This is a genomic window from Novosphingobium sp. BL-S-19 (genome assembly GCF_055521675.1).
Genome location: NZ_CM145498.1, coordinates 3,718,996 through 3,731,573 on the forward strand (window position 1 = coordinate 3,718,996; position 12,578 = coordinate 3,731,573).

A 12,578-nucleotide genomic window follows, 5' to 3' on the forward strand; every position below is an offset into this window, starting at 1 on the left:
GGATAGAACATGTTCGAACCGTTCCCCGGAAACTACGTCTGGAACCTCGCCACCAACCTCGCGCTCGCCTGCGGCGGCAATTATGGCGAGATCGACGAGGCCAACCGCCCGATCATGGAAGCGAGCAAGGCCGGCGCTGACGCCGGCTCCGCGCAGATGTTCGACAGCTGGATCGCCGTCGCCGATCAGGTCACGGCCAATGCGGAAGGCGACGAGGCCGCTGGCTACCTGCTCTCCGCCGGCACGAAATACTTGCGCGCCTCCGGCTACTACCTCGCTGCCGAACGGATGCAGAGCCGCGAATATGCCCCGCGCTGGGCAGCCTATGACAAGGGGCTGGAACTGTTCCACAAGGGCGCCAGGCTGCGCCGGCTGCATGTCGACAAAGTGGAGATTCCCTACGAGGACGGCGCCTATACCGCCATTTTCGTCCACGACGGTTCAGGCACGCCGCGCCCCACGCTGGTCTCGGTCAACGGGCTCGATTCTATGAAGGAGCAGGTCTGCATGGCGGGCCATGGTCAGTCGAATCTGGAGCGGGGGATCAACACCCTGTTCGTCGACCAGCCCGGCACCGGCGAGGCGATCCGCAAGCGCGGCCTTCCCGCCGTGTTCGACGCCGAGCGTTGGGGCACCCCGGCGCTGGACTACCTGCTGACGCGCAGCGATGTGATCCATGACCGGATCGGCATTTTCGGCCTCTCCTTCGGCGGCTACCACGCGCCGCGCATCGCCGCCAACGAGCCGCGCTATGCGCTATGCGCAGTGATGGGCGCCAACCACGTCTGGGGCCGCCGCCAGCGCGAACGCCTGGCCAACGAGGGCGAGAACCCGGTGCCGCACTATTGGGATCACGTCATGTGGGTCTTCGGCATCGAAGACCGCGACGCGTTCCTGACTTATGCCGACCAGATCACGCTCGACGGGCAGGTGGAGAAGATCCGCGTGCCCATCCTGATCACCCACGGCGAGAACGACCGCCAGATCCCCGCCTTCAATGCGCAGCTCAGCTACGATCAGGCGGTGAACAGCCCCAAGCGCACGCTCCGCGTCTTCACCAAGAAGGATTTCGAGGTGGAACACTGCGGCGCCGACAACGGGACCGGCATGCGCGACTATATCGCCGACTGGTGTGCGGAGACATTTGCAGAGATGGGCTGAGCCATTCCGGGCAGAAAAACGATAACGGCTGGGGAGAGGCCGCGAATGGAAAGGTATTTGCGCAATTGCTGGTACATGGCCGGCTGGTCCGACGAAGTGGGTTCGGCGGGCCTGTCCCGTCGCATCCTCGATCGGCCAGTCTATCTTTACCGGCTGGAGGACGGCTCGCTTGCTGCCCTGCTCGATCGCTGCCCGCACCGCTTCGCGCCGCTGTCCAAGGGCTCACGCGATGGCGACGCGGTGGTCTGCGGCTACCACGGCTTGGCCTTCGCGCCGGACGGGCACTGCATTCGCAATCCCTTTGCCGATCGCATCCCCGCCGGATCGACGATCCCGGCCTTCGTCGTTGCCGAGCGAGACGGCATCGTCTGGCTCTGGGGCGGCGCGCAGGACCAGGCCGACCCCGCGCTGATCCCCGACTTTTCCTTCGTACCGGACACTCCGCATAGCCGCACCGTGCGCGGCTACACGCTGATGAAGGCGAATTACGAGTACGGCACCGACAACCTGCTGGACCTCTCGCACATCGAGTTCGTCCACAAGGGCACGTTTGCCGGACAAGGTGTGATCTTCGCCGGACAGCACGCGGTAGAGATCGAGGATCGGACGCTGCACTCCAACTGGTGGATGCCCGATATCCCGCCGCCCTCCGTCGCACGACCGCATTTCCCGGCCGACGCCAAAGTCGATCACTGGCTGGACATGCGCTGGAACGCGCCGGCCGCGATGCGCCTGACCGTTGGCGTCTGCCCGCACGATTCAGGGCGTGAAAGCGGCTTCGAAGTGCCGCAGGCGCATATTCTGACACCTGCCAGCGAGCATGAGACCCACTATTTCTGGTCCTCCACCCGCTACGACGATCTCGATTCCGAAGAGACGGACACCGCGCTCAGGGCGCTGTTCGGAGAAGCTTTCGACCTGGAGGACAAACCAATGATCGAGGCGGCCTATGCCAATGTGAAAGGCCGCGATTTCTGGGGCGAAAAACCTCTCTCACTCGGCATCGACCAGGGGGGCACGCGCGCGCGGCGTCTGCTGGAGCGGTTCATTTCCCAAGAGCAGGACATTTCACGAGAGCAGAACCATGGCTGAATTCACCTTCCACCACGGCGGCGTCTCCGTCCCCAGCCTTGACGAGGCGATCGACTGGTACGGCCGCGTGCTGGGCTTCGAGGTCGAGAAGAAGTTCTATATCGAGGCTGCCAAATCCCACACCGCCATGGTTCGCAAAGGACCGCTGCGGTTCGAGATCTTCGAGGTGGAAGGCGCCGCCGCCCTCCCCGAAGACCGCCGCTTCCCGCCGCGCGATCTCAAGACCCACGGCAACAAGCACGTCGCCTTCCGGGTGGAAGACCTCGAAGCCTTCCTGACGGAGATGGAGGAGAAGCAGGCGGACGTGGCCTTCGTCGTGCGCGAGGCGTTCGGCAAGGGCTGCTTCATCCGCGACTGCGCGGGCAATCTGATCGAATTCGTCGAGGAGCCCAACCTGTGATCCACGAAGTGGCCACGCTCACCATAGACCCGGCGCGCGCCGCCACCTTCGAGGCCGCAGTCGCACAGGCCCGCCCTCATTTCGAAACGGCCAAGGGCTTCGTTTCCTTCGCGCTGCATCGCTCGATCGAGACCCCCGAACGCTATCACCTCGTCGTCGGCTGGGAGAGCGTGGAGGCCCACATGGTCGATTTCCGGGAGTCCGAGGGCTTTCAGGCCTGGCGCGCGCTGGCGAGCCCGTTTTTCGTGGAGACCCCATCGGTCGAGCATTTTGCGTTGATTTAATTGGCTTGCGGGGCTCGTTACCTTCCCATGCCGATCCTACATGGCATGCGGAGGTCGCCCCCATTGCCAGATCGAAATCGTTACTATGCCGGTCCCGTCACCGATCACTTTGACGGGACGCGCTTTCTCAATCCTGCGGGCGAGCCGGAAACCGACCGCTCCCTGCGCGATATCCTGAGGTGGCGGCGCACCGCCCCGTCCACGCAGTGGCCCAAAGCCGTGCCCGTTACCCCGGTCGTTCCCGAAGACCGGGTGGAGGGGCTGCGCGTCACCATGGTCGGCCATGCCACGCTGCTCATCCAGGTGGGCGGGCTGAACATTCTTACCGATCCGGTCTGGTCTACCCGGGCCAGTCCGGTGCAGTTCGCCGGGCCGAAGCGGGTGACCGCACCGGGTGTCCGCATCAAGGACCTGCCGCCGATCGATGCGATCCTGCTCTCGCACAATCATTACGACCATCTCGACGTGGCCACGCTCAAGACGCTCCATGCGCGGCACGCACCGCTGATCATCACGCCGCTGGGCAACGACCGCATTATCCTGCGCTACATTCCCAAGGCACGGGTTGTGGCGGGCGACTGGGGCGACGCCTTCGAGATCGCGCCCGATGCACGCGCGCACATCGTTCCCGCTCTGCACTGGTCCTCTCGCGGGCCGGGCGACCGCCGAATGGCGCTCTGGGGCGGATTCATGCTGCGCACTGCGGGGCGACTGGTCTATTTCGCGGGTGATACCGGATATGGCACCGGAAACATCTTCCGGCGCCTGCGCGAAGAGTTCGGGCCGCCCGATCTCGCCCTGCTGCCGATCGGTGCCTACGATCCGCGTTGGTTCATGGCGGCGCAGCATACCGATCCGGAAGAGGCGATTCAGATCATGCAGGATCTTGGCGCCCGTGCCGCCGTGGGCATGCACTGGGGTACCTTCAAGCTGACCGACGAACCAAGGGAAGACCCGGCCCTGCGCTTGCGCGCGGGACTCGCGGAACGCGGGATCGATCCGGCCGCGTTCGTCCCGCTGCTACCGGGCGAACGGGCCGATTTCGCTTAGAGTGGCTTAGACCTCGCCCCGCGCGTGGAGGCGCATGAGCGCGAAGAAATCCCCGAAGGTCAACCGCGCGTCGAGCGTTCGGAATACGCGCAAGGTCCGTCCCGCAATCTCCTCACCATACGTGCAATCGGGTTTGATGCGCGGGGCGGGAAGATCGACATGCGTGCTGCTCTCCTGCGAAATCGCGCCGAGCAGCACGGTCGGGCTGTCACCCAGCGGCCAGCTTCCGCCCACGTCGACGAACGCGGGCGGCGTCGTGAAACGATCGTAGAGCCATTCCCCAAAGGGCGAGATCGGGCGCAACTGCTCGGCCAGTTCGGCGACCGAGAACTGCATCTGGCGATAGGCATCCTGCGGTATCTGCCAGAGCGGCACTTTCGACTGCTCGATGACGATCTGCGCGGCAGGAATATCGGCGGAAAGATTGTATTCCCAGCCGCCCGCCGGATAGGCGCCGCCGCCGATCCAAATCACCGTCATGCGCTCAGCGATCTTCGGTTCCAGCCGCAGCGCCGCCGCCAGATTGGTAAGCGGGCCGCCGCAGGTGAAATAGAGCGGCAGCGGATCGTCGCGCATCGCCTCGGCCACGATGGCGCGGGCTGCGTCGCTCGCTTCGGGCCGGGCGGCGCCCAGCACTTCCGATCCCGCCTTCACGGGAGGTATCGAGGCGATCTCGGCGCGGCGGATCAGCTCCTCCGCCGTCGCGCGCCCGGCTGCCGCCGTGGTTCCGGCCGGCACATTGCCCAGCAGCCTGGGATCGAGCGCGGAGGAAGTGACCAGCACGGTGCGCGTCTTCGGCGTCAGCAACTGATGCGCCAGTGCGATCAGCCCATCCGGATCGCCCGCGAAGTCATTGTCGATAATGACCCGCGCCGATGGCCGCTGCGGAATCTGCCGATAGGCCGCCGCGCGTGCGGCGCCCGGCAGCATGGCACTACCCAAAACCGCCCCGCAGGACGCCACGAAATTCCGGCGTGAATGCACCAGCCCCTCCCATTCAAGAATTATGATTCCAATTTATACGGCTGCGGCCGGCGTGCAAGTCGCGCGCCGGCCGCATCCTTTGGTTTTTTCGAGCCACTTTCGTCAGATCGCGTGCTCGTCATCCTCGGTCAGTTCGTTCAGCTTGCCCTCGGCTGGCTGCTTGCCAGGCTTCTGCTTGCGATGCGGCGCGAAGCTGGCGCGATCGGCATCGAAGGTCATGTCCCAAGGGATGTTATCGCCCCGGAAGATCGGCGGGGCATTGTTCGACCAGAGCAGCGATCCGAAGCGGAAATCCCAGGCGCGTGGCACCCAGTTGTCGTCCAGATAGTCGGTATCGGCGTGATATTCCGCCTCGCCCGCATGGCCCGGCATGTCGCAGTAGTAATAGATCGCGCTGGAAATACGGTGGCGGGAAATGCCGCCCGAACTGTTCATGCTCTCGTTCTTCCAGCCTTTCGCTTCCATGATGTTCGCCCCCAGCATCACTTCGTCGATATCGTCCATGCCGAAGGCGATGTGCATGAACTTGAAGTGGTCCGGCGCGATGGGAAGGTCGCAGTTCACCCAGAAGATCGAGTGATGCTCGAACGTCCCACCCGCCCGCGCGAACACGCCCACACCCTTCGAGTGATCGACATAGCGGAAACCGAAATGGCGTTCGTAGAATTCGAAGCTGCCGACATAGTCGGGTGAGAAGAACACCACGTGGTTGATCGTCTTGGGCACCGCCTTGCGCCGCCAGATGCGGTGCTGGTTGAAGCGGGGATAGCTGCTGGGCGTGTTGACCGGACTGGCTTTCGAGTGGAACGCCCGCTTGTTCCACACGCGCAGCGCGACCGGCTGGCCATCGGGGCAGACGGCATGAACGGTGCCATCCCCATCGCGCATCACGGGGACTTCGCCGGCAAGGCTGGCTGCGATTGTTTCCAGATTCTCTGCGGTATCGACGCCCCAGACGGTTTCCTTCAGCCCGTCTCCGGGGAACGGATCGGGGCTGGGTAGGCGGGCATCGCCGTGCCGCAGCACGATCACCCTGCTGCCCGAGGCAAGGCGGAATACCGCCTCATCCTCTCCCACGCTTTCCACCGGCAGGCCGAAGTCGGTCCAGAACCGTGTGTGCTCGGCCACATCGGCCACGCCGAACAGGACGCTCTCAACTCCCAGAATGCTCATGCTTGTCTCTATCCTGACTATCCCAGAGCTTGGTTATGACCGGTGCCCGGGGCCAGGAAAAACGCATGGAATCGGATCGCAGCTATCGAGCGCGCCGAATTGGGAGCCGATGATTACCCCGCGAAGGACGCCTCGGTATGGCGCGGCACCCACAACAGGCCGACAAGGCTGAGCACGGCGGCGACCGAGATGTAGAGGCCGACGAACAGCACCCCACCCTTGTCCACCAGCCCCTGCGCTACTGCCGGTGCGAAACCGCCGCCTAGAATGCCGCCGACGTTGAACGCGATCGACGATCCCGTGTAGCGCACCCGCGCATCGAACAGCTGAGGCAGTAGCGAGGCGAGCGGGCCGTAGACGAATCCCATCGTGAACAGGCCGAGCGAAAGAAACGCCGCGATGGCGACCAGCGATCCGGCCGCGAACATCGGCCCCATCAGCAGGCCGACGACGATGGCGCCCGCGCTGCCGGCGATCAATACCCCGCGCGAGGTCCAGCGGTCCGCCGCATAGCCGGCCAGCACGATACCCACCGCCATGAACAGGATCGCGAAAAGCTGGACGCCCAGGAACGCCTGCCGGTCGTAGCCCAGTTCCTTGGTGCCGTAGCCCAGCGCGAAAGCGGTGGTGAGGTAATAGATCGCGAAGCAGGCGACGACCGCGAAGGTGCCCGCCAGGGTCTGGCGCAGATGCGTGCGGAACAGTTCGACGATCGGAATCGATTTCGGATGCTCGCCATGCATGGCCGCGAAGGAGGGCGTCTCGGTCAGGCGGAAGCGGATCCACAGGCCCAGGCCGACCAGCACCGAACTCAGCAGGAACGGGATGCGCCAGCCCCAGTGCACGAAATCGCTTTCGGACAAGGTCATGCTGAGTACGAGGAACAGCCCGTTCGCGGCGATGAAGCCCACCGGGGCGCCCAATTGCGGGAACATGCCGAAGCGCGCGCGCCAGCCGGGCGGGGCGTTCTCCACCGCCAGCAGCGCCGCGCCGCCCCACTCACCGCCCAGGCCAAGGCCCTGTGCGAAGCGCATCAGGCAGAGCAGGAACGGCGCGATCCAGCCCACGCTCTCGTATGTCGGCAGCAGACCGATGGCGACCGTCGCGCCGCCCATCAGCAACAGCGAGGCGACCAGCGTGGACTTGCGGCCGATCCGGTCCCCGAAATGGCCGAACAGCGTCGCGCCCACCGGCCGGGCAACGAAGGCCACGCCGAAGCTGGCATAGGCGGCAAGCTGCTGGATCGATGCCGAGTGCGAGGGGAAGAACAGAGGCCCGAACACCAGCGCGGCGGCGGTAGCGTAGACGTAGAAGTCGTAAAACTCGACCGCGGTGCCGACGAGGCTGGCGGTCAGGATGCGCGCATTGCGACGGTATTCGTTCACCGGCCCGCGCTCCTGCCTGCGCGAGTACCCTGATCTGCCGTCACTTGCCCTGCCCTTTTCGAAAATTGCGATTCGGCGAGGACCTAGAGCATTTTCTAGTCAGGCGAAATCGCCTGACGACTCGGAAAATGCCGTAAGCAAATGAAATTGGCAATTGATGCCCAAGTACACCCGCCGAATGCGCATTTTTCGGAGGAATGGAGCCTTATCCCGCCGCGCACAGGCGCTCCAGCGCGGCATCGCGCCCGATCAGCGGCAGCAGCGCGCCCATGTCCGGTCCGTGCTCCATCGCTGTCAGCGCCAGACGCAGCGGCAGGAACAGCGCCTTGCCCTTGCGTCCGGTCGCATCCTTCAGCGCGCCGGTCAGCGTTTTCCAGACCCCCTGATCCCATTCGACACCGGCCAGCACATCGGCCGCCTGCGCCAGATAGGCGCGGTCTTCATCGCCAAGCTCCGGCACCGCGACCGGCCCGGTGACGACGCTCCACCAGTCCGCCGCTTCGTGAACATGGGCGAGATTGGGGCGCACGGCTTCCCAGCCCGCCGCATCCATGCCCGCCGGCAGGCGCGCGGACACGGCATCGAACGGCAGGGCATGAACCACGGCAGCGTTGACACGCTCCAGTTCCGCCTCGTCGAAACGGGCGGGCGCGCGGCCGAAATGCGAAAGATCGAAGGCTGTCGCCAGCGCCGCAGCGTCCAGTGCAGGATCGACCGGATCGCTCGTCCCCAATCGGCCAAGCAGCGCGACGACCGCCTGCGGCTCGATACCCACCTCGCGGAAATGCGCGACGCCCAGGGAGCCGAGGCGCTTGGACAGCTTGCCCTCGGTGCCGACCAGCAGCGCCTCATGCGCGAAAGCCGGAACCGACGCGCCCAGCGCGGTGAACATCTGGACTTGTGCGGCGGTGTTGGAAACATGGTCCTCGCCGCGCAGAATCTGCGTGACGCCCATGTCCACATCGTCGATCGCCGAGGGCAGCATATAGAGCCACGAACCGTCGGCGCGGCGGATCACGGGATCGCTGATCTGCGCCGGATCAAACTTCTGGGCGCCGCGAATGCCGTCTTCCCAGGTGATCGGCTCATCATGGTCAAGCAGGAAGCGCCAGTGCGGCAGCTCGCCGGCGGCGATCTTTGCGGCCTTTTCTTCCTCGGTCAGCTTCAGCGCGCCGCGATCGTAGATCGGCGGCAGCCCGCGCCCCAGCAGCACCTTGCGCTTCAGTTCCAGTTCCTGCGGCGTTTCCCAGCAGGGATAGACACGGCCGGCGGCCTTCAGTCGCTCGAACTCGCGCTCATAGAGTGCAAAGCGGGCCGACTGGCGCTCCTCGCCCGCCCACTCGATGCCGAGCCAGGACAGATCGGCGCGGATACCATCGACATATTCCTCTTTCGAGCGCGCGGCATCGGTATCGTCGATCCGCAGCAGGAACTTGCCGCCCGCCTGCTTGGCCAGCAGCCAGTTGTGCAGCGCCGTGCGGATATTGCCGACGTGAAGGTGCCCGGTGGGCGAAGGAGCGAAGCGCGTGACGGTCATGCCCGCGCGATTACGGCGCGCGTGGCGAGAGGTCAATTTCCAGGCAACGAGCGACGAAAATCGCTGCCAGAAATGTATAACATATCCCCTTGCCCGACAGCCCTGATGCATTACCAATGCGCCCCGGTTCGCACTCACTGAAAACAAAGGAATGTCCATGCGGCTCCCCGCAAAGCTGGCTTTCGCCTCCCTCCTCTCACTGGCGCTTTCACAGCCCGTGATCGCTGCCGAGAAGACCGATGAGCCCAGCGCCGAAAAGCAGCACGCCGCGAAGGCTGCCGAAGCCGTCGCCAACGGCTGGGCCAGCGCCCCGGTCGAGGAAGCGGCCAAGACCTCCAGCGGTTCGGTCACGGTCGATGGCAAGTCGATTTCCTACACCGCCACTGCCGGCACGCTGACCATCCGCGATGCGCAGGGCAAGCCGACCGCCAGCCTGTTCTACACCGCCTATACCGCGCCGGGTAAGCACCGCCCGCTGACCTTCTTCTACAATGGCGGCCCGGGATCGGCGAGCCTGTGGCTGCGCATGGGCAGCTTCGGACCGGAGCGCGTACGCACCACTGATCCCACCGCCGTCGCCCCCGCGCCGTACGATGTCGGCCCCAATCCGGACAGCCTGATCGGCAGCACCGACATGGTGTTCATCGATGCGGTCGGCGCCGGTTACTCGCGCCCGCTGGGCGATGCCAAGCCGGCCGATTTCTACGGCGTCGATCAGGACGTCGATGCCTTTGCCAAGGCGATTTTCCGCTACGTTTCGAAGAACGGCCGCTGGGGCGATCCCAAGTACATCTTCGGCGAAAGCTATGGCACCACCCGCTCCGGCGCGCTGGCCTATCAGCTGGAGGATCGCGGCATGGCGCTGAACGGCGTGGTCCTGCTGTCCTCGATCATGAACTACGGCGTGCGCCAGTCGGGCTTCGACAATGTCTATGTCGGCTACCTGCCGACTTATGCCGCCGTCGCCTGGTATCACAACCGCGTTGCCGACCGCCCTGCCACGGTGGAGGAATTCGTCGCGCAGGCCCGCCAGTTCGCCAACGGCGCCTATGCCAGCGCGCTGGCCAAGGGGCAGGACATTCCGCCGGCCGAGCTTGATGCGGTGGCTCAGCAGCTCAGCCGCTTCACCGGCATCTCGGTGGATTACATCAAGCAGGCCAACCTGCGGATCGACCTCAATCGCTTCCGCAAGGAACTGCTGCGCGGCGAGCGGGAGACGGTGGGCCGCTTCGACGGCCGCTACCTCGGCGTCGATGCCGATTCGGCCGGCGAAGGGCCGGAGTTCGATGCATCCGACACGGCGATCAGCGGCCTCTACATCGGCAGCTTCCTCGACATGCTGGGGAACAAGCTGGGCTACAAGACCGACCTCGACTATCGCCTGAGCGCCAGCGAGGGCGGCACGTTCAAGTGGGACTGGTCGCACGAAAGCCCCGCTTCGGGCTATGGCCGCCACCAGAACGTCGCCGACGTGACGGTGGACCTGTCGAGCGCGATGCGCACCAATCCGCACCTGCGGGTGCTGTCGCTCAACGGCTACTACGACATGGCGACGCCGTTCTTCTCCACCGAGCGGGACCTGAAGCACATGATGCTGCCGGCGTCGCTGCAGCAGAACCTGCAGTTCCACTATTATCCGGCAGGCCACATGGTCTATCTGAACCCCGAGGCGCTCCACCAGATGCGGCTCGACATGCAGCGCTTCTACGCAGAAGGCGCGCGCTGAGAATGACGGGGCGGCGCAGCAAATGCGCCGCCCCATTCGTTATCCGCTGCGAAAGGCGTGGGAGATCGGATAACGGCGATCGCGCCCGAAGTTGCGCGCCGTCAGCTTGACCCCGGGAGACGCTTGCCGCCGCTTGTATTCGGCAAGATGCAGCAGCCGCTCCACGTGCCGGACAGTGGCGCGATCGAACCCCTCGTGGACCAGCTGCGCCACGCTCTTGTCGTTTTCGACAAGCCCCAGCAGGATGGGATCCAGCACATCGTAGGGCGGCAGGCTGTCCGAATCGCGCTGGTCGGCGCGCAATTCCGCGCTGGGTTCGCGTGAGAGGGTCGAATCGGGAATCACGACACCCTCCGGCCCCAGCCCGATTCGCGGAACATGGCGATTGCGCCAGCCGGCAATCGCGAAGACGGTCGACTTGTAGGCATCTTTCAGCGGATTGTAGCCCCCCGCCATGTCGCCATAGATCGTCGCATAGCCGACGCTCATCTCGCTCTTGTTGCCGGTGGTCATCAGCATCGGCCCGAACTTGTTGGACAGCGCCATCAACGCGGTGCCGCGAATGCGGGACTGGAGATTTTCCTCGGCAATGTCGCGGTTGGTGCCCTCGAAACTCTCGCCCAGCATCGAATCGAAGCCAGCGATCGCCTCACCGATCGGCAGGACCGAGTAGCGGATGCCCAGCGCATCGGCGCAGTCGGCAGCATCGTCCAGGCTCTGCCGGCTGGTGAAGCGGGAGGGCATCATTACCCCCCAAACCCTTTTCGGCCCTAGCGCATCGACAGCGATCGCCGCGCATGTCGCCGAATCGATTCCGCCAGACAGGCCCAGCACGACGCCGGGAAAGCCATTGCGGTTCACATAGTCGCGCAGCGCCAGCACCATGGCGCAATAGATATCCTCCGGGTGCGTCGCCAAGGTCTCCAGCTTGCCGCGATCGCAGCGCCAGCCCTGCGCAGTACGGGTCCAGCGCGTCTCGACGACCTGCTCCTCCCAGTCCGCAAGCTGCACCGCCAGCGCGCCATCGCCGTTCACTACGAAGCTGGCACCGTCGAACACCAGTTCGTCCTGCCCGCCGACGCGGTTGAGGTAGGCCAGCGGCAATCCGGTATCGACCGCGCGGCGCTTGGCCACGCCTTCGATGCGCAGCGCGTCCTTGTTGATCTCATAGGGGCTGCCGTTGATGCAGATGAACATCTCGGCGCCGAAGTCGGCCAGATGGCGGCAGACCTCCGGGCGCCAGATATCCTCGCAGATCGGCACGCCGATCAGGGTGCCGCGCAGAATCACCGGCTCCGGCAGCGGGCCGGGCTGGAACAACCGCATCTCGTCGAAAGTGCCGTAATTGGGCAGTTCGTGCTTCAGCCGCACCGCCATGACTCGCCCCTGATCGAGCAGGGCCACACCGTTGTGCAGTGCACCATCGAGCACGAACGCGGAGCCGACCAGCATCGCCGGGCCGTCCGCCGCAGTGGCTTCGGCCAGCGTCTGCAGGCGGGCCGCCGCGCGTTCGATCAGCGCGGGTTTGAGGATCAAATCTTCCGGTGGATAACCCACCAGATGCAGCTCGGGGAAGACCACGAGGTCCGCGTCCCGAGCTTTCGCACGGGCCGCCAGAACGCCTTCGGCGTTACCGTCGAGATCGCCGACGGACTGGTTGAGCTGCGCCAGCGTGATCTTGAGCGTATCCGGCATCAAGGGCTTGATGCGCCTGCGCCGGCGCTTCGGCAACAGGGGATGCCTGTATTGCAGGCAATAAAAAACCCTCCCATCGGGGAGGGCTTTT

Annotated in this window: 11 protein-coding genes; 6 read left to right on the plus strand and 5 right to left on the minus strand. The window is 65.0% G+C overall.

Annotated elements, in window-relative coordinates; all coding sequences use genetic code 11:
• Positions 1-9: 9 nt before the first annotated feature.
• The 5 genes from ACZ1JV_RS25740 (at position 10) to ACZ1JV_RS25760 (ending at position 3,987) form a co-directional block, all read left to right on the plus strand.
• On the plus strand, positions 10-1,161 hold the full coding sequence (locus ACZ1JV_RS25740; RefSeq protein ID WP_465151094.1) for an alpha/beta hydrolase: 1,152 nt from the start codon (positions 10-12) through the stop codon (positions 1,159-1,161).
• Positions 1,162-1,206: 45 nt separating this feature from the next.
• A complete protein-coding gene (locus ACZ1JV_RS25745; protein WP_465151095.1) occupies positions 1,207-2,253 on the plus strand; it encodes a Rieske 2Fe-2S domain-containing protein in 1,047 nt (348 codons plus the stop codon).
• On the plus strand, positions 2,246-2,653 hold the full coding sequence (locus ACZ1JV_RS25750; RefSeq protein ID WP_465136992.1) for a VOC family protein: 408 nt from the start codon (positions 2,246-2,248) through the stop codon (positions 2,651-2,653). The genes ACZ1JV_RS25745 and ACZ1JV_RS25750 overlap by 8 nt, the downstream gene beginning before the upstream one ends.
• Positions 2,650-2,937: an antibiotic biosynthesis monooxygenase family protein gene (locus ACZ1JV_RS25755; protein ID WP_465151096.1), complete on the plus strand. Its 288-nt coding sequence runs from the start codon at positions 2,650-2,652 to the stop codon at positions 2,935-2,937. The genes ACZ1JV_RS25750 and ACZ1JV_RS25755 overlap by 4 nt, the downstream gene beginning before the upstream one ends.
• A gap of 63 nt (positions 2,938-3,000) precedes the next feature.
• Positions 3,001-3,987 carry an MBL fold metallo-hydrolase gene (locus ACZ1JV_RS25760; protein ID WP_465151097.1) on the plus strand — a complete coding sequence of 329 codons (987 nt, stop codon included), beginning with the start codon at positions 3,001-3,003 and terminating at the stop codon, positions 3,985-3,987.
• Positions 3,988-3,993: 6 nt separating this feature from the next.
• Here the strand turns inward: ACZ1JV_RS25760 and ACZ1JV_RS25765 are convergent, their stop codons facing one another.
• From ACZ1JV_RS25765 to gltX, 4 genes are all read right to left on the minus strand, one after another.
• Positions 3,994-4,971 (minus strand): nucleoside hydrolase, encoded by a 978-nt coding sequence (locus ACZ1JV_RS25765; protein WP_465151098.1) that lies wholly within the window; start codon positions 4,969-4,971, stop codon positions 3,994-3,996.
• Positions 4,972-5,073: 102 nt separating this feature from the next.
• Positions 5,074-6,144 (minus strand): VOC family protein, encoded by a 1,071-nt coding sequence (locus ACZ1JV_RS25770; protein WP_465151099.1) that lies wholly within the window; start codon positions 6,142-6,144, stop codon positions 5,074-5,076.
• 113 nt (positions 6,145-6,257) lie between these two features.
• Positions 6,258-7,529, minus strand: coding sequence for an MFS transporter (locus ACZ1JV_RS25775; RefSeq protein ID WP_465151100.1), 1,272 nt, complete (start codon positions 7,527-7,529; stop codon positions 6,258-6,260).
• Positions 7,530-7,734: 205 nt separating this feature from the next.
• Entirely contained in the window at positions 7,735-9,066 is a 1,332-nt protein-coding gene (gene gltX, locus ACZ1JV_RS25780) for a glutamate--tRNA ligase (protein WP_465151101.1), read from the minus strand.
• A 157-nt stretch (positions 9,067-9,223) separates the two neighbouring features.
• Between gltX and ACZ1JV_RS25785 the strand changes: the two genes are divergently transcribed.
• Positions 9,224-10,792, plus strand: a complete 1,569-nt coding sequence (locus ACZ1JV_RS25785) for a S10 family peptidase (RefSeq protein WP_465151102.1) — start codon at positions 9,224-9,226, stop codon at positions 10,790-10,792.
• Positions 10,793-10,831: 39 nt separating this feature from the next.
• Here ACZ1JV_RS25785 and ACZ1JV_RS25790 read toward each other — a convergent pair whose 3' ends face one another.
• On the minus strand, positions 10,832-12,487 hold the full coding sequence (locus tag ACZ1JV_RS25790) for an NAD+ synthase (protein WP_465151103.1): 1,656 nt from the start codon (positions 12,485-12,487) through the stop codon (positions 10,832-10,834).
• Positions 12,488-12,578 lie beyond the last annotated feature (91 nt).

What these genes read in the sequence shown, in the direction of transcription:
- ACZ1JV_RS25740 (WP_465151094.1), top strand. Translation starts at nt 10, where the DNA reads ATGTTCGAACCGTTCCCCGGAAACTACGTCTGGAACCTCGCCACCAAC.
- ACZ1JV_RS25745 (WP_465151095.1), top strand. Translation starts at nt 1,207, where the DNA reads ATGGAAAGGTATTTGCGCAATTGCTGGTACATGGCCGGCTGGTCCGAC.
- ACZ1JV_RS25750 (WP_465136992.1), top strand. Translation starts at nt 2,246, where the DNA reads ATGGCTGAATTCACCTTCCACCACGGCGGCGTCTCCGTCCCCAGCCTT.
- ACZ1JV_RS25770 (WP_465151099.1), bottom strand. Translation starts at nt 6,144, where the DNA reads ATGAGCATTCTGGGAGTTGAGAGCGTCCTGTTCGGCGTGGCCGATGTG.
- gltX (WP_465151101.1), bottom strand. Translation starts at nt 9,066, where the DNA reads ATGACCGTCACGCGCTTCGCTCCTTCGCCCACCGGGCACCTTCACGTC.
- ACZ1JV_RS25785 (WP_465151102.1), top strand. Translation starts at nt 9,224, where the DNA reads ATGCGGCTCCCCGCAAAGCTGGCTTTCGCCTCCCTCCTCTCACTGGCG.
- ACZ1JV_RS25790 (WP_465151103.1), bottom strand. Translation starts at nt 12,487, where the DNA reads ATGCCGGATACGCTCAAGATCACGCTGGCGCAGCTCAACCAGTCCGTC.